12 protein-coding genes are annotated in these 16920 nt (G+C 40.8%); 3 read left to right on the top strand and 9 right to left on the bottom strand.

Annotation, left to right across the window (positions count from 1 at the left end):
- Positions 1–97: 97 nt before the first annotated feature.
- From cobU to cbiB, 3 genes are read right to left on the bottom strand one after another with little or no spacing between them, the layout of a single operon-like run.
- On the bottom strand, positions 98–640 hold the full coding sequence (cobU, locus tag ACMUMJ_RS08900; RefSeq protein WP_414678475.1) for a bifunctional adenosylcobinamide kinase/adenosylcobinamide-phosphate guanylyltransferase: 543 nt from the start codon (positions 638–640) through the stop codon (positions 98–100).
- Entirely contained in the window at positions 637–1743 is a 1107-nt protein-coding gene (locus ACMUMJ_RS08895; RefSeq protein WP_414678474.1) for an aminotransferase class I/II-fold pyridoxal phosphate-dependent enzyme, read from the bottom strand. The genes cobU and ACMUMJ_RS08895 overlap by 4 nt, the downstream gene beginning before the upstream one ends.
- The gene (gene cbiB / locus ACMUMJ_RS08890; protein ID WP_414678473.1) at positions 1713–2657 is read right to left on the bottom strand and encodes an adenosylcobinamide-phosphate synthase CbiB; all 945 of its coding nucleotides are present in this window, start codon (positions 2655–2657) and stop codon (positions 1713–1715) included. The genes ACMUMJ_RS08895 and cbiB overlap by 31 nt, the downstream gene beginning before the upstream one ends.
- Before the next feature lie 86 nt (positions 2658–2743).
- Here cbiB and ACMUMJ_RS08885 point away from each other — a divergent pair, with 86 nt between their 5' ends.
- A complete protein-coding gene (locus tag ACMUMJ_RS08885; RefSeq protein ID WP_414678472.1) occupies positions 2744–4252 on the top strand; it encodes a cobyric acid synthase in 1509 nt (502 codons plus the stop codon).
- A gap of 109 nt (positions 4253–4361) precedes the next feature.
- Here the strand turns inward: ACMUMJ_RS08885 and ACMUMJ_RS08880 are convergent, their stop codons facing one another.
- The gene (locus ACMUMJ_RS08880) at positions 4362–5741 is read right to left on the bottom strand and encodes an MATE family efflux transporter (RefSeq protein ID WP_414678471.1); all 1380 of its coding nucleotides are present in this window, start codon (positions 5739–5741) and stop codon (positions 4362–4364) included.
- 192 nt (positions 5742–5933) lie between these two features.
- Here ACMUMJ_RS08880 and ACMUMJ_RS08875 point away from each other — a divergent pair, with 192 nt between their 5' ends.
- Complete coding sequence (locus ACMUMJ_RS08875) at positions 5934–6872, top strand: LysO family transporter (RefSeq protein WP_414678470.1); 939 nt, start codon at positions 5934–5936, stop codon at positions 6870–6872.
- Between the two features lie 164 nt (positions 6873–7036).
- On the opposite strand, the gene ACMUMJ_RS08870 is transcribed toward ACMUMJ_RS08875, so the two are convergent.
- Both ACMUMJ_RS08870 and rho read right to left on the bottom strand, forming a co-directional pair.
- Positions 7037–7753 carry a ferredoxin reductase domain-containing protein gene (locus ACMUMJ_RS08870; RefSeq protein ID WP_414678469.1) on the bottom strand — a complete coding sequence of 239 codons (717 nt, stop codon included), beginning with the start codon at positions 7751–7753 and terminating at the stop codon, positions 7037–7039.
- Between the two features lie 187 nt (positions 7754–7940).
- Positions 7941–9206 carry a transcription termination factor Rho gene (gene rho, locus ACMUMJ_RS08865; RefSeq protein WP_414678526.1) on the bottom strand — a complete coding sequence of 422 codons (1266 nt, stop codon included), beginning with the start codon at positions 9204–9206 and terminating at the stop codon, positions 7941–7943.
- Positions 9207–9640: 434 nt separating this feature from the next.
- Here rho and ppx point away from each other — a divergent pair, with 434 nt between their 5' ends.
- The gene (ppx, locus tag ACMUMJ_RS08860) at positions 9641–11158 is read left to right on the top strand and encodes an exopolyphosphatase (protein ID WP_414678468.1); all 1518 of its coding nucleotides are present in this window, start codon (positions 9641–9643) and stop codon (positions 11156–11158) included.
- Between the two features lie 112 nt (positions 11159–11270).
- Here ppx and ppk1 read toward each other — a convergent pair whose 3' ends face one another.
- The 3 genes from ppk1 to ACMUMJ_RS08845 all read right to left on the bottom strand — a co-directional run bounded on the left by ppk1 (position 11271) and on the right by ACMUMJ_RS08845 (position 16604).
- Complete coding sequence (gene ppk1 / locus ACMUMJ_RS08855; RefSeq protein WP_414678467.1) at positions 11271–13493, bottom strand: polyphosphate kinase 1; 2223 nt, start codon at positions 13491–13493, stop codon at positions 11271–11273.
- Positions 13494–13619: 126 nt separating this feature from the next.
- Positions 13620–14618, bottom strand: coding sequence for a porphobilinogen synthase (hemB, locus tag ACMUMJ_RS08850; protein WP_414678466.1), 999 nt, complete (start codon positions 14616–14618; stop codon positions 13620–13622).
- A gap of 66 nt (positions 14619–14684) precedes the next feature.
- Complete coding sequence (locus ACMUMJ_RS08845) at positions 14685–16604, bottom strand: ATP-binding cassette domain-containing protein (protein ID WP_414678465.1); 1920 nt, start codon at positions 16602–16604, stop codon at positions 14685–14687.
- Positions 16605–16920 lie beyond the last annotated feature (316 nt).

The following is a 16920-nucleotide window of genomic DNA, read 5'->3' as shown; positions in this document are numbered from 1 at the left end:
TAACATTAATTCGACGTAATACTTCAATTCTAAAATAAAATTGGTCGTGAATTTTAACCAAAGTAACTCTAATTTACATGGAAATTTATCATTGCAATTATGAAATTTTTATTTCATTTTTTAGAATTAACGGCAAACCAGCAGAAACGAACGTCACCTGCTGACACAATGTCGCCAGCATCTGGTTTAAACTTCCAAGCTCATCAGCAAATCGTCTAGCCAGTGCATTCATAGGCATAATACCTAACCCAACCTCACCACTAACAATCACAAGACTGCCTTGAAAGCGTTCCAAAGAAGATAAAAACTGGCGCTTTTCAGATTCTAGCCGCGCGTCGTCGTCTAAACAAAGTAAGTTAGTCAACCACAGAGTAATACACTCTATAATAAGATAGCTGTCTTGCTTATTTACCGTCTCTATTGCTTTCGACAATAACAATGGTTCTTCTATTAACGACCATTTATCCGATCGCTTTAATTGATGCGCTAAAATACGTTCGCTCATTTCCTCATCCCATGCTTGGGACGTCGCAATATAGGTCATCGTCGCTGCTTTATTTTCATTGGATAGTGTCTTAATCCAATTTTCTGCAAAATCGCTTTTTCCACTTCGAACACCACCCAACACCAAATGTTTCACTCGATTTTTCCTTTATTTTTTAAGAGCGCATTATCTAGGATAATGCCAATACGCTCTTCTAGCAAAGAGAATGCCTCTGTCTCAGGTAAAGCAATGCGAAGCCAACCATCACCAAGGCGCGTATGAACCCCTTGATTTTGCAATGCTTTAAACACGTCAATTTCATCATTTCCATCAAAAAAAACACTGAAGAAAAAATGAGAACGACGCCAATAAAATTTCCCACCTAAGCATTCAAACCAACGATTTAGCAGGGGTTCAATACTTCTTTGAAATCGTGCTTGCCTTGTTATTAAAGACACATTTGCTTGCTTTTGCCATTGAGTATCTTGTAATGCACAAGTCACAATGTGAGCCGACACCGTTGCGATTGGCCACGGGCCAACAACCTGTTTCAGTGCGTTTAATACCGAGTTAGAAGCGAAACAGAAGCCGACTCTGGCACCCGCCAATCCGAAGAATTTTCCGACGGATCGCAAGACAATCAATTCATCAGGCCAGTTTACAGTGATTTCTTGATTAAGTAGGCTGTTCTGCGGGGTTGAATCAATAAATGCCTCATCCACTAGAAGGTAACCACTTCTTTTTTTAGCCAATGAGGCGAGTTGATCTAATACGGTATTTTCAGCCCATTCTGCAGTTGGATTATTTGGTGTAATGACCACCACAATATTCCAAGAAATGCTCAGCAACTCCGCCAGACTATGATAATACTCAACCTCATAGCCCCACTTTTCCCATGCTTGAGTATGTTCTTGATATCCTACATCTGGCAACATCACTTTAATACTCTTTCGAGAAAGGAAAGCGTTTGTGACTTGAGGTAAAATAACAGGTAGCCATTCAATCGCTTGCTGCGTTCCTGATACAGCCAAGCCATTAGGTCTTCCATAATAAACAGATGCAGCCTGGTTAAGTTGGTATAAGTCGGGTAATGCCATCCACTTTTCTGGGCTGATAGTAGGAATCGGCCATGGCTCTTTGTTCACTGCAGAAGATAAATCCAACCAAACAATAGGCGCCTTGTTCTCTCGTTGGACTTTGTCAAGGTCTCCGCCGTGCTTCAGCGGTTCTATATTAAGATTAAGACGAGGATAACCCATACAACTACGCCTCTATCAACCAGTTGAATTGATGCGGCAATATCTTGAACATTCGGTTCTCGACCTTCACCCAATATTGGTCTCGTTTCTGTTTTACCAAAATACACTGCGTCCCCACCCAGCTTTAACCCTAAAGCACCCGCACCAGCGGCCATAACGGGACCTGCATTTGGGCTTTTCCAATATAAAGATTGACGTCTTGCACAACGTCTCGCTCGTGTAGCGTTACCATGAAGAGCACCACACAGTGCGTAGGTATAAACCACTAAACGTGCAGGGATAAAGTTTAAAACATCATCAGCACGAGCCGCAAACCACCCAAAATTAATGAGTTCTTCTGTTTTGTAACCCCACATAGCATCAAGAGTATTGGCAAGTCGATAAATCAGGACACCTGGAGCGCCCAACATTACAAACCAAAAAATCGGCGCAAAGACAGCATCACTGCCATTTTCTAAGACAGACTCAATACTGGCTTTCGAAATTTCAGATTCCGTTAATGTATCAGTATCTCGACTCACAATTTTACCAACAGCATCACGCGCCTCCTTGAAATTACCTTTTAATAAAGGCGTTTCAATCGCTTGGGCATGTTCTCTCAGGCTTTGCCAGCCGATGCAAAAATACAAAACACCTGTAGAAAGCACCCATGATAGGCTGGAAGATAATGTGCAAAACAACGTGAGTAATACAAACACCCAAGGCAATACCGCTAACCCCCAAGCAAGAGCACCAGCCACTTTCTGGCCTTTTATGACCGAATCCAACGGCTTTTGAATAAATAACCGAGCGCTGTCTACCCAAGCACCGAACCAAATCAATGGGTGCCATGATTTCGGCTCTCCCACTACTCTATCTATTATTAATGCGCACAACAAAGACCAAAATGTGGCTGAAAACCAATCTAAAATCATAAAGAGTTTTCTCAAAGTTACCGTGTTAGAGGAAATATTCAGGTAGAATTCTACCATCTTAATGTAATTAACAGTGATATCTATTCATGTCTTCAAAATGTTTAATGGTTCAAGGCACTACCTCAGATGCAGGAAAAAGTACGTTAGTCACAGCACTGTGTCGATTATTGAAAAGGCGCGGCATGTCAGTTGCGCCTTTTAAGCCTCAAAATATGGCACTGAATAGCGCCGTTACTCCAGAAGGTGGTGAAATAGGGAGAGCACAAGCAGTTCAAGCTTATGCCGCTGGAATTGGGCCTCACGTGGATATGAGTCCCATTTTGTTAAAGCCAAATACCGATACGGGTGCTCAAGTCATTATTCAAGGCAAAGCCATTGGCAATATGAATGCGGTGGGTTATCACGAATACAAACTCATCGCGAAAAAAGCGTCACTTCAGTCTTTTTCTCGTTTATGTGATCAATACGATTGGGTATTGGTTGAAGGAGCTGGTAGCCCTGCTGAAATAAATCTTCGTTCGCGTGATATCGCCAATATGGGGTTTGCTGAGAGTGTAAACTGCCCTGTAATTATTATTGCTGACATAGATAAAGGCGGCGTATTTGCGCATTTAGTTGGGACATTAGAACTGCTCAGCCAGTCAGAACAAGATCGAGTGATCGGCTTTGTTATTAATCGATTTCGTGGCGATTTATCCCTGTTGCAATCTGGCTTGGATTGGCTTGAAAAAAAAACAGGCAAAACCGTACTTGGCGTCTTGCCCTATTTAAAAGGTTTCTATCTTGAATCTGAAGATGCGGTTACTCAACACAACCAAGATGCTGGACCTTTGCTCAATTCCCCCACTGAAACGTTACGAGTTGTTATTCCAATCACTCCAAGAGTCAGTAACCACACAGATTGGGACCCTTTAAATTTACACCCTCAAGTTCACGTTACACTCGTCAACGCAAATCAACCAATACCACCAGCCGATCTTATTATTCTCCCCGGTAGCAAAAGCGTCCAGTCCGATTTAACCTATTTGAAAGAACAAGGCTGGGAGGCTCACTTAAATAAGCACCTACGTTATGGTGGCAAAGTATTAGGTATTTGCGGTGGTTACCAAATGTTAGGCCAATCTCTTAACGATCCGTTGGGGTTAGAAAACAATACCGCTTCAGAAATCGATGGGTTCAACTTTATCCCTATGACAACCAAACTTGAGAACGAAAAGCAACTTAGCTTACAACAAGGAGAAATAAATAAACATTCTCCTTGGCTATCAAAAAGCCACATTACTGGCTACGAAATTCATTCAGGCGTTTCGACTCACCATCAGCCTTATGAACCTTTTTCAACATTAGAATGCGGCCAACTAGAAGGCTATATCAGTGAAGATGGTCAAATTATTGGCAGTTATTTACACGGTTTATTCGATCACCCAGACGCATTAGAAAGTTTATTAAAATGGGCCGGATTGAAAAATATTTCCCCATTCAATTACGACCTTTATAGAAACGCAGAAATTGAGCGCCTTGCTAAATCGTGTGAAGAACATATCAATATTGACGCACTATTAAAACAAGCAAGCAAATTCACCTTATCACTTTAAGCTCCAATACAGCACACAAACAAGACGGCTCAATGTGCAGCTATTTAAAGACGGTTAATGTTTTAAACCTATTGAAACAGCAGCTTAATTGAGCCGCTTTGAGCTTACTTCAAGCCGCAGCCACTGCGTTATTTTCTTTCGTAATTAACCGTGTTTGCGCTCTTTTATAAACAAACCGAAAGCGAAGTATTAACAGAGCAGACAATAAGGTTAGTCCAGCGAAAAGCCCCATATAAAACCCCAACACACCAATCGTATCGGCCCAAGGGCTGTAATGTGACAGCCAATATCCTAGCGGCATACTTAATCCAAACAAAGACACACCGAAGGCAATCATTGAAAAACGCGTATCACGAAAACCTCTTAACGCCCCTGTGAATACCGTCTGTAATACATCAGAGAATTGATAAAATGCCGTTACCACTAGAATATTGGCCGCCATAATTGCAACCTCACTGTTTGCCGTATACAGAAAAGGTATTTCATCATTGAACACTTGAGTGATCGTAAAACAGAGAAAAAAATACCCCATACCAAGACCAACGATGACCTTCATTCTTTGCCTAACACCATTAACGCCTTCATTTGCCAATGCCTTCGCAATGACAATGGCAGTAACAGCGCTCATCGCCATCATAGGAGTAAATAGAATCGAGGTATAGGACATAATGATTTGCCCCGCACCTAGAGCATAATCTCCAAAAGAAGAAATGAGCCACATTAGAGAAGAAAACAGAGCCACTTCAAATGAAAAAGCAAAACCAGCAGGAACACCCACACTTAGTAACAATCCACACTTTCTTACATAGGGAAGCACCAGCTTAGTAAACAAAGGGCGTTTATTAATAAATCGATCGTAAATAAAGAAATAAAGCACCGATAACCATACGGATAGACTAGACGCGATAGCCGCCCCTTCTGCACCCATTTCAGGAAAGCCAAAATTACCAAAAATCAGCACATAATTGAAAAATATGTTCAACAATAAGCTAATAAACGCCACCAGCATTGGAAAGTGTGGTCTACCTGCCGACTCATACAAGTTTTTATAAGCCGTCATCATTCCAAGCATGGGAATGACTGGTGATATCAGCCATAAATAACCGATGGTGACCTCTCTCGTAACTTGCTCTGTTGCCATATAAGGAACAACCAGAGGTGCGACAAAAGCAACTAAAAGAATAGCCGCCAAACCAAGAAAAAAACACACTCCCACAGCTTGTGACATGTAAATGTTCACTAATCTGATTTGCTTTCCATGCAGATGTCTCGTAATTAAAGGCGTTAAACCAAAAGACATACCAATTAAGAAGCAGCCTATAGGAAGCCATAAGCTTGATGCCAGCCCAACTGCCGCTAAATGATAGGCGTCATAGCGACCCAACATAAGCGTATCCACCAAACCAATAGAAAGCTCCAAAGTCATGGTTAACACCATAGGGAACAATAAGAAGAGCACTTCTCTTAAATTTGGCCATCTTTTTAACATAAATACATTCCCTTACACATAAAAAAACGGCCTACAATGTAGCACTTTACTTGAGATAATCCAGCTTTAATCTGAATTTACCCTACTCTGAACAAACTTCTTTAAAATCGACTATCATCTTGCTATTAACTCTTTATACGAACAGAATGCATGCTCTATAACCTATTTGACTAAAAGGATTTTTCACGCCTTATGACCGTACTTTCAACACTGGGTCCCTTATTATTAGCATTGTTAGTCGGTTATTGGATTAATGTCACACCATTAACTCCATTAAGAGTCAGCAAGCTATTAAATTACCTCACGTATTTGATTCTTGCTCTTATTGGCTTTAGCTTGGGTGCTTTGGAAAATTTTTCAGAAAAGCTTTTTATCGCAGGAAAACAAGCGGTTGTGTTCTTCGTTATGATTTGTCTTTTTAGTTGGTTGGCGCTTTTTGTATCTGGTCGCTATTTTGCTGACAAAGCCCTTTATAACCAAAAAGCTGACCTAAAAGCAAACCAAAAAGACGCTACAACCAATGTGCTAAGTTGGGCTATTTTGAGTGAAGCCATAAAAACCATTGGTTGGGTGTTGATTGGCAGTATCTTAGGGTACTTTTTTGCTAACCTATCTCCTCATATAGACAGCTTGGTAATGGTATTACTGTACGTTTTGCTTTTCTTAATTGGTTGTCAATTACGTCAAGGTCATTATCGCTTACGCAAGCTTTTTCTAAACAGCCAGGGAGTTATCATTGCCAGTGTGGCGGTTTTTAGTACATTGCTCGCAGGATTAACCACCGCAATTATGATAAACATACCGTGGCAACAAGGATTGGCTGTAGTATCTGGGTTTGGTTGGTACAGTTTATCGGGGATTTTAATTACAGGGCTTGGCAACCCAGTTCTAGGAACTACCGCTTTTTTATTAGACTTAAGCCGTGAAATTCTAACGCTGATGCTTATTCCTATTTTTTCAAGAGTCAGTACTCACCTTTCGATTGGGTTTTCAGGCGCAACGGCCATGGACTTCACTTTGCCTATGCTAAGTCGATTCCACAGTGCAGAAGTGATCCCTATCTGCATCGCTAGTGGTTTTATTATGAGCCTACTTACCCCCACCCTCATTCCTTTATTTTTAGAAATGTGATCTAAACAATACTGAAATTCAGCCTATCAAGACATAACTCAAAATAAGAGTGGACAATAAAAAGGGGAGGGATTTCTATGAGGCATACCAATAAATGAATGAAACGGTAAGAGTATTCTGATTATGTCTCTGTATTCACTGTTTTATGTTTTAATCGACGCCATTTAAGGGCGAGGAGCATAAGCAAAAACATCCGATGTGCACTGCGCATCTTGCAAACCTTGAGCCTTCAATTGATCTATTGTCCCATACACCATTTGAACGGAGCCGCTGATAAACGCAACACAGTTACTTAAGTCCGCATGATCCGATTGAATTGCTTGATACAACCAACCAATACGACCATGCCATGTATCATTGGGTTCGTTAACAATAACATCGATACTAAAATCAGACTCTACGTTCGACATGCCTTCAATCCATGCTTTTTGGAAAACGTCTTCAGGTGTTCGTAACCCCCAATAAAAAGACACTTTCCCCGAATAGTTTTGATGCTTTAAATGATCATAAATGCTTTTGATTTGTGAAAAGCCTGTTCCACCCGCAAGTAATAAAATATGATCCACTTCAGAAGTAATAAGAGACGACTCTATGTGGCTGTCTCCTCTTGGCATTTGAATGGTAATGTCCGTTTGCCCTTTCAAAAACTCAATGACTTTATAAGCAAGTGATGCTTCGTCATCAACCAAAATGTACAAAGTGAGTTCCGGTAATTCGTGTGGTGCACTACCAATAGAATAAGGAACCGCCTCTCCTGTTGGCAACACTATCATCAAATACTGTCCAGCAATAAAACGCTGATTTTCAACCTTTAATGTTACTTGGTAAACGTTTTGATTAATTAGTTCAATCGTACCCACTTGGGCCATTACATCTTTCACACCATAACTCCAAAACTAGTTTATCTGCTTACCTCTGATCTACTTATCTCCAATCTACTAACCTCTGTCTAAAAGTGAGCATCAAAACGCAAGAAATAACATGATCAAGAAATGTATTAACGTTAAATCATTATTACAAATACAAAAAAGCCACTCATAAAGTGGCTTTTTTAGACAACGTGCTTAACTACTTACCTTTGCCCTTCATAGATTCAAAGAAGTCATCATTTGTTTTTGTGACTTTCAAACGATCTATTAGAAACTCCGTTGCAGCAACGTCTTCCATTGGATTCAGTAGCTTACGCAAAATCCACATACGTTGCAGTTCATCTTCTGAAGTCAATAAGTCTTCGCGACGAGTACCTGAACGGCGAATATTAATTGCAGGGAAAGTGCGTTTCTCAGCTATTTTACGATCCAAATGAAGCTCACTGTTACCTGTGCCTTTGAATTCCTCAAAAATAACTTCGTCCATTTTAGAGCCAGTATCAACCAATGCTGTTGCAATAATGGTTAAACTGCCGCCTTCTTCAATGTTACGAGCCGCACCAAAGAAGCGTTTTGGACGTTCTAGTGCATTCGCATCAACACCACCTGTTAATACCTTACCAGAGGAAGGAATGACCGTATTGTATGCTCTAGCGAGACGAGTAATCGAATCTAATAGAATAACAACATCACGTTTATGCTCAACAAGACGTTTTGCTTTTTCGATAACCATTTCAGCCACTTGTACGTGACGGCTTGGTGGTTCATCAAACGTAGAGGCAACAACTTCGCCACGAACAGTACGTGTCATTTCTGTTACTTCTTCCGGACGTTCATCTATAAGTAAAACAATCAAATGGCAATCTGGAGAGTTACGAGTGATCGCATTAGCGATATTTTGTAACATGAAGGTTTTACCCGCTTTCGGCGGTGATACCACCAAAGCACGTTGGCCCAATCCCATTGGTGCAACCAAGTCGATAATACGGGATGTAACGTCTTCAGTTGATCCATTCCCAGCCTCCATCAACAAACGTTGATCGGGGAATAATGGCGTCAAATTTTCGAATAAAATCTTGTTGCGTACGCTTTCAGGCTTGTCAAAATTAATCTCATTAACTTTTAACAATGCAAAATAGCGCTCACCATCTTTAGGCGGTCTGATTTTTCCAGAAATCGTATCACCAGTACGTAAGTTAAATCGGCGAATCTGACTTGGAGAAACATAGATATCGTCAGGGCCTGCAAGATAAGAACTATCAGGGGAACGTAGAAAGCCAAAGCCGTCTTGCAGAATTTCTAAAATACCATCGCCATAAATATCTTCACCACCTTTAGCACGACGTTTTAAGATAGCAAAAATCACATCTTGTTTACGAGAACGGGCAATATTATCAAGGCCCATCTCTGCTGCAATGTCTAATAGTTCTTGTACTGAGTTCTGTTTTAATTCGGTAAGGTTCATAAACGGATTTTGCGTTTGCTCATTAGGGGACAATGGACGGGTCTACTCTTCAAATAAATACGTTAATGTGAATAAATGTATAGTCTTTTCTTGAAGCAATAATGTAACGGCAACTAGACGAGAAAATCCATATATAGCCTTGATAAATTATCTTATTAAAAAGTTGCAAAGAAAGCTAACTGTCGATAATTAAGTCTAAGTAGTCGTAACGATTTGATTGGAGTCTTTGTTAATCAGTGTAGAAACACAATAAGATTTTTAATCGCATTTAACTCAGACGACCCTACTATAATTCGACTTTTCCTTAAGGTCTATAGGGAAAAGCAGGAATTTGTAATTTTTTGCTATTTTTTTGATCACACGTCAAATTCATGACTTTCCCAAGATTCTGAGATACCCTTGCGATTATTCGACGACTGGCAAAGGCTTAATGAATGCAATCTCTCTTTCAGCAACAAACTCATGATTTACCTTTCGAAAAAATTGCGGCTATCGATTTAGGATCAAATAGTTTTCACATGGTCATCGCGCAAATCAATCATGGTCAACTGCGTATAACCAATGAATATGGTGAAAAAGTCCAATTGGCGGCAGGTTTAAAAAAGGGCGTTTTAAATGAAGAAGCAGAACAAAGAGGACTGGATTGCTTAGCCCGTTTTGCTCAAATTATCGAAGATATGCCCCTTGGCTCAGTTCGTATTGTCGGTACAAATGCATTAAGAGTGGCCAGCAATCGCTACAATTTTATCGGTAAAGCAATGGATATCATCTCTCACCCAGTGGAGATTATTGCAGGTCGAGAAGAAGCTCGACTAATTTATGTTGGTGTATCGAACACTATGGATCATGGGGATCAAAAACGCTTAGTAATCGATATTGGGGGGGGCAGTACTGAGCTTATTATTGGCCGGCAACACAAACCGATTTTAACTGACAGCCTGCACATGGGTTGCGTGAGCTTCCGCCAGCGCTTCTTTGCGAATGGCAACATAAACAAATCCAATTTCCAAAGGGCCGTCACCGCAGCCAGATTAGAATTACTCGGCATTCAAGACGACTACCTAGGTGAAGACTGGGACGTTGCTATCGGCTCTTCAGGCACGATTAAAGCGGCCTATAACATTATTAAAGAGAACACTTGGAGTAAAAAGGGTATTACACCCAAAGCCCTGAAAATGATTCAAAAGTCCCTTTTAGAGGCTGGTCACTGCGACAACATCAATCTAATTGGGCTCAAACCTGAACGTAAATCAACGTTTGCAGCAGGTATTGCCATTCTAACGGCCGTCTTTGAGTGTTTTGACATTAAACAAATGGACTTCTCAAACGGTGCATTACGTGAAGGCGTACTATACGACATTGTAGGGCGATATGCTGGATCCGATATCCGTGAAAGCACCATTCAATATATTTTGAACCAATACCATATTGATAAGCAGCAATCTAAACTAGTCACACATACCGCCTTATCGGCACTGGCTCAGGTAAAAGATGACTGGAATCTCAAAAGTGTCTCCGTTGAAGATTTATTAAGATGGAGTGCATTAGTGCACGAAGTTGGCATTGGCATTTCACACAGTAAATACCACAAACACGGAGCCTATATTCTAAGTGAGTCAGATCTTCCCGGTTTTTCTCAGCAAGAGCAACAAGCACTTGCTATGCTAGTATTACGTCACAGAAGAAAATTCAGTCAATCTTTTGTTTACCGCTTTACCAAAAGTGATCAATTAGAATTAGACAAATTGGCTATTTTATTGCGGCTTGCCATTGTTATGCACCACGATAGAAAAAAGGGTGACATGCCAATTTTCAACTTGCAAGCAGAAGGCAAAACGTTAAAAATCGAGTTTCTACCAGATTGGCTGAAATCAAGACCACTAACAGAGGCAACGTTACAGCAAGAAGCAGATTATCTTGCAGTAGAAGGTTACCAACTCACCTTTAGTTAAGCTTTAACATTCTTCAAAAAACAGAAAACCTCTTACTCGGCGTTATTACCGCGATCAAGTAAGAGGCTTTTTAAACGCTATCATCATCTAATAGTGTAACAAGTGATTAAGCTTATTTTCGATTACTGTCAGCCAATTCTTTTAGCAACGTTCGCTGAGCACTTCTATAATCGTCTTTACGAGGTTTACTCAGTTGATAACTTCCATCACTTTGCAATACCCAGCTTTGAGTATTGTCAGACAAATAACATTCTAGCTCCTTTTTAACCCTTCTCGCCAACTTCTGATCCTGTAGAGGAAACGCAACTTCAATTCGATTGTTCAAGTTACGATCCATCCCATCCGCACTAGACAAATACACAAGTGGGTTTCGATTATTAAAAAAGTAATACACCCGCGTATGCTCTAAGAAGCGGCCAATGATGGAGCGGACACGAATATTAGACGACACGCCTTTCACTCCCGGCCTTAAGGTACAAATACCCCGTACGATCAAATCGATTTTTACGCCCGCTTGAGAAGCTTTATATAAGGCTTGTATTAAACGCTGTTCGGTTAACGAATTAACCTTGATGATAATACGAGACGGATCGCCATTACGGGCATTTTCTGCTTCCCGTTGAACCATATCCAATAAACGATCTCTTAAAGTGAAAGGAGCATGGAGCAGTTTTTTTACCTTTAGCTCTTTACTCATTCCCGTCAATTGCTGGAAAACTTTATGAACATCCTCTCCAATCGCTGGATCACTGGTTAGAAAGCTGTAATCGGTATACAAACGAGCATTACCTGCATGATAGTTACCCGTCCCTAGATGCACATAACGAGACAGTACATGACCTTCTCGACGCACAATAAGAATCATTTTTGCGTGCGTTTTATGACGTACCACACCATAAACAACTACCGCGCCCGCGTCTTGTAATCGACTGGCTAATGCTAGGTTTTCTGCCTCATCAAAACGCGCTCTTAGCTCTATAACCACAGTCACTTCTTTGCCATTTCTTGCCGCATCTACAAGTGCATTAGCTATCGGTGAACGAGAGCCAGTTCGGTACAAAGTTTGACGAATCGCCACCACATTTGGATCTTTCGCTGCATTCGTCAGAAAATCCACCACGGGAGCAAAGCTTTCAAAAGGGTGCATAAGCAAATAATCACGAGCGCGAATTGCTTCAAAAATATCACTACCACCAGCCAACTTTCTTGGTAATCCCGGAGAAAAAGGGGAATACAATAATTCAGGTCGATCAACCATCTCCAAAACAGCCATCAATCGACTTAAATTGACAGGTCCATCGATTTTATACAAATCGACTTCATTCAAATCAAACTGCTTTAATAAAGAAGCGACTACTTCATTTGGGCAATTGTCTGCAATTTCCAATCGAACCGAACTGCCATAATGACGACTTTGTAATTCGGTTCTTAATGCACCCGCTAAATCAACGCCAATATCATCCGAGTCCACTTCCAAATCAGCATTACGCGTTAAACGAAATTGATAGCACCCTTTAACCGTCATGCCAGGGAATAATTGATCAGCATGAGCATGAATAATGGAAGACAAAAAGACCAGATTATCGCCTTCGTCGCAGACATCGTCAGGTAAACGAATCAATCGTGGTAATGAACTAGGAGCCGGCACAATGGCGAGACCATTTTCACGACCAAAAGCATCACGCCCTTCTAACTCAACCACAAAATTAAATGTTTTGTTCGCAAGTCGAGGAAAGGGATGAGCAGGATCTAAACCAACAGGGCTGATGATAGGCAGAACATTATCTCTAAAGTAATGTTTTACCCATGAAGCTTGCTCATCAGTCCATTCACTACGTCGAATAAAATTAACACCATTTTCAGCCAATTTAGGGAAAATAATGTCATTTAAAATACGATATTGACGACGTACCAATTGGTGGGCTTGCTCGCCAATTTGACGTAGCACGTCCTTTGGATGCAACCCATCTGGACCGTTCTTTTCACGACTGTATTCAAGTTGGCTCTTTAATCCCGCAACGCGAATTTCAAAAAACTCGTCCATATTGCTACTAAAAATACACAAGAACATAAGGCGATTCAGAATAGGATGATTTTCATCCATGGCTTGCTCCAACACCCGCATGTTGAATTCTAAATGGCTCAGTTCTCTATTAAAATACAGCTCAGGATCGTTCAAATTAATTTTTTCAGGGCTGCGTGCTTCAATAGCAACGTGACTAGGAGCAGTGGGTTGCTCAGGTATAGTTTCCAATACCAGCTCATCCGAGTCTTTTATTACAACGGTTGCTTTTGTTTCTTTTACTACTGGTTCTGACGCTGGTAACTCTGACATGAGCTTACTTTACTCCCAATTTAATAATTCAAAAAATGTCACGATGTTATTGGTAAACACACCAACCCTAAAAATTATTATACAAAGCGGTGCTTAATCACGGCACCTGCTATTAATACTATAACTCTACCCCGTTGATTTTCTTAATAAATAAGCGGCATCTTTAGCGAAATAAGTCAAAATACCATCCGCCCCAGCTCGCTTAAATGCAAGCAGTGATTCCAGCATAACGCTGTCTTTATCTAACCAGCCCTGTTGAAACGCAGCCATTTGCATTGCGTACTCACCGCTTACTTGATAGGCAAATGTTGGCACAGCCAATTCTGTTTTTACTCTACGAATAATGTCTAAATATGGCATACCAGGCTTCACCATAACCATATCAGCCCCCTCTTCAATATCTAATAAAACCTCACGAATGGCTTCATCAGAATTAGCAGAGTCCATTTGATAATTAAATTTATCGCTTTTACCTAGATTAGCACTTGAACCAACCGCCTCTCTAAAAGGGCCATAATACGCCGATGCGTACTTTGCTGAATACGCCATAATGCGTGTATTAATGTAACCTTGAGCCTCTAATGCTTCTCGGATAACCCCAATACGGCCATCCATCATATCCGAAGGAGCAACAACATCCGCTCCTGCTTCAGCATGGGACAATGCCTGTTTTACTAAAATTTCCGAGGTCATGTCATTCAATACATAACCCGTTTCATCGATAATTCCGTCTTGGCCGTGTGTTGTAAAAGGGTCCAGTGCCACATCCGTAATTACCCCCAACTCAGGAAATGCATTCTTTAATGCTCTTACCGCCCGCTGAGCCAAACCATCTGAATTATAGGCTTCTTCTGCATCTAAGGTTTTTTTCTTAGCGGGTACAACAGGAAACAAAGCAATTGCAGGAATACCAAGCTCAACCAATTCAGCGGCTTCAATCAACAATTGATCTAACGACACTCTCTCCACACCCGGCATAGACGGGACCACTTCTCGTTGATTCTCTCCTTCAATAACAAACATAGGGTAGATTAAATCATCCGTATTCAAACGGTTTTCACGCATTAAACGACGGGAGAAGTCATCTTTGCGCATACGACGCATACGGACCAGTGGAAAAGACATATACTTATCTCCTGTAACTGTAGATTAAAATAACGATTTTTTATGACGTTTAAATGACAAACCGAGCTAGTTTAACGCGGATTCGGCTTCTTCCAGTGCTTCTTGAGATTCAAACCAAGCCTCTTCACTTTCTTCCAGTTTTTGTTTCCAACTGGCTTCATCGGCGAGGAGTTTCTGAAGTTTATCTTTATTCTCTGCTTCATAAAGAGATCCATCTGCCATTAATTCGGTAATGCCATCAAGTTTTGTCTGAGCGGTATGCACCGCTTTTTCGTGTTTTTCTAAGGTTTTGCGTAGCGGTCTCAATTGCTCTCTAAGCTCAGCGGCTTTTCTGCGCTCTTCTTTGCGATCCACTTTGTCCAATGTGGCCGTGCTTTCTCTTTCAGATCGGTTCATCGCTTGTTGACGATTCTGCAACCATGAGTGGTAAGCAGGTAAATCACCATCAAATACTGATACATGGTTATCAACCACAAGATAAAATTCGTCTACTGTGCTATTTAATAAATGACGATCATGGGAAACAACAAGAATGGCACCGGGAAACACTTGTAACGCTTCCGTTAATGCCTGTCGCATATTTAGATCCAAATGATTTGTTGGCTCATCCAGTATTAATAAGTTCGGCTGAGTCCATGCAATAAGTGATAACGCCAGTCGCGCTTTTTCACCACCGGAAAAGCCTTTTACCGGACGTAATGCATCATCCCCGATAAAGCCAAAACCGCCCAAGTAACGGCGAATTTCAGTTTCCAATACTTTCGGCGTTCGCCTTTGAATATGCAATAATGGCGAAGCATTCAAATCTAATGCACTGAGTTGATGCTGAGAAAAATACCCTATTTTTAAGTTTTCTCCGCAGACTCTATCTCCTGTTAAGTTGGAAATGTCACCTACTAGAGATTTAATCAAAGTCGATTTACCCGCGCCGTTTGGCCCAAGTAAGCCAATTCTCTGTCCATCTCTAATACCGAAGTTCACATTTGAGAGCTGTACTTTAGGCTCGTCACCTTCAATTTGGTACCCTAAATCAGCATGAGTTAACTGAATGAGTTGCTGAGAAGTCTTTTCTGCAAAAGGAATACTAAATGAAAAGGGCGAATCGATATGAGCAGGGCCTATGGACTCCATTTTCTCTAACATTTTTAATCGGCTTTGAGCTTGCTTCGCTTTTGTGGCTTGATAACGAAAACGATCAACATATTGCTGTAAATGTGCTCGCTTCACTTGCTGACGCTCAAACGTTGCTTGCTGCTGAGCAAGGTGCTCTGCACGTTGCTTTTCGTAATTGCTGTAATTCCCCTTATATACAACCAATTTTTTCTTATACAAATGGACAATATGACTACAAATTGCATCTAAAAAATCCCTATCATGAGAAATAAGAATTAAGGTGCCTGGATACTGACGTAACCAACCTTCTAACCACATAACCGCATCTAGATCCAAATGGTTAGTCGGCTCATCCAATAACAAAACGTCCGATGGGCACATCAGGGCTTTCGCCAAGTTTAAACGAATTCTCCAACCACCTGAAAAATCTGAAACGGCACGCTGCATGTCTTCCATCTTAAAGCCAAGTCCTTGCAACAAGGTTTCACCGCGTGAGCGAGCACTGTATCCATGAGCAGACTCAAATTCACCCAACCAATGAGCATGAGCATTGGCATCATTTTTTGCTTCGGCTTTGACAACTTCCGCTTCAATTTTCCTTAACCAATCATCGCCATCCAGACAGTAATCTAAGGCACTACGTTGAGTTTCCTCAACTTCCTGAGCCATAAAAGAAATCCGACGTTGCCCCGGTAAAATAAGTTCACCCGTATCTGCTAACAAATCCCCTCGAACCATTGCAAATAAAGAACTTTTGCCTGCGCCATTGGCTCCGATAAGACCGACTTTCTGACCTTCAAAAATCGTTAAATCAGCATCGTCTAATAAAAACTGAGTACCGCGTTGTAAACTTACTTGAGAAAATTGAATCATGCTTTGCGTTTATCTCGCTGTCACTAACAAATAAAATAGGAAATGAATAAAGCTATTTTAGAGTGCTGAACTCTTAAACAAAATAGCTAATCCAAAGAAAGGCATTTAATTTTTATGCTTTTACTTTTTGACTTCCATTTTTTACCTTTTCCGAACTTAACAGTGTCTTTTCCCAATAAATGCCCACAATATAGTTTTTCTGAAGAGAACAAAAATACACTTCGCAAAACAATAGCGCTTAAAATGCATGCAGAATAAGGAAACATCGTTGAACAGGTTTGAAGAAGAGTTCCAATAAAAAAAGAAGCAGCGTAAA

It is taken from the genome of Marinomonas phycocola (assembly GCF_047525455.1).
GTDB lineage: Bacteria > Pseudomonadota > Gammaproteobacteria > Pseudomonadales > Marinomonadaceae > Marinomonas.
This window is presented reverse-complemented; position numbering and strand designations above follow the sequence as displayed.

Coding starts and splice junctions, on each gene's coding strand:
- ACMUMJ_RS08885 (WP_414678472.1), top strand. CDS start 2,744: ATGTCTTCAAAATGTTTAATGGTTCAAGGCACTACCTCAGATGCAGGA.
- ppk1 (WP_414678467.1), bottom strand. CDS start 13,493: ATGTCAGAGTTACCAGCGTCAGAACCAGTAGTAAAAGAAACAAAAGCA.
- hemB (WP_414678466.1), bottom strand. CDS start 14,618: ATGTCTTTTCCACTGGTCCGTATGCGTCGTATGCGCAAAGATGACTTC.
- ACMUMJ_RS08875 (WP_414678470.1), top strand. CDS start 5,934: ATGACCGTACTTTCAACACTGGGTCCCTTATTATTAGCATTGTTAGTC.
- ACMUMJ_RS08880 (WP_414678471.1), bottom strand. CDS start 5,741: ATGTTAAAAAGATGGCCAAATTTAAGAGAAGTGCTCTTCTTATTGTTC.
- rho (WP_414678526.1), bottom strand. CDS start 9,206: ATGAACCTTACCGAATTAAAACAGAACTCAGTACAAGAACTATTAGAC.
- ACMUMJ_RS08845 (WP_414678465.1), bottom strand. CDS start 16,604: ATGATTCAATTTTCTCAAGTAAGTTTACAACGCGGTACTCAGTTTTTA.
- ppx (WP_414678468.1), top strand. CDS start 9,641: ATGCAATCTCTCTTTCAGCAACAAACTCATGATTTACCTTTCGAAAAA.
- cbiB (WP_414678473.1), bottom strand. CDS start 2,657: ATGATTTTAGATTGGTTTTCAGCCACATTTTGGTCTTTGTTGTGCGCA.
- ACMUMJ_RS08895 (WP_414678474.1), bottom strand. CDS start 1,743: ATGGGTTATCCTCGTCTTAATCTTAATATAGAACCGCTGAAGCACGGC.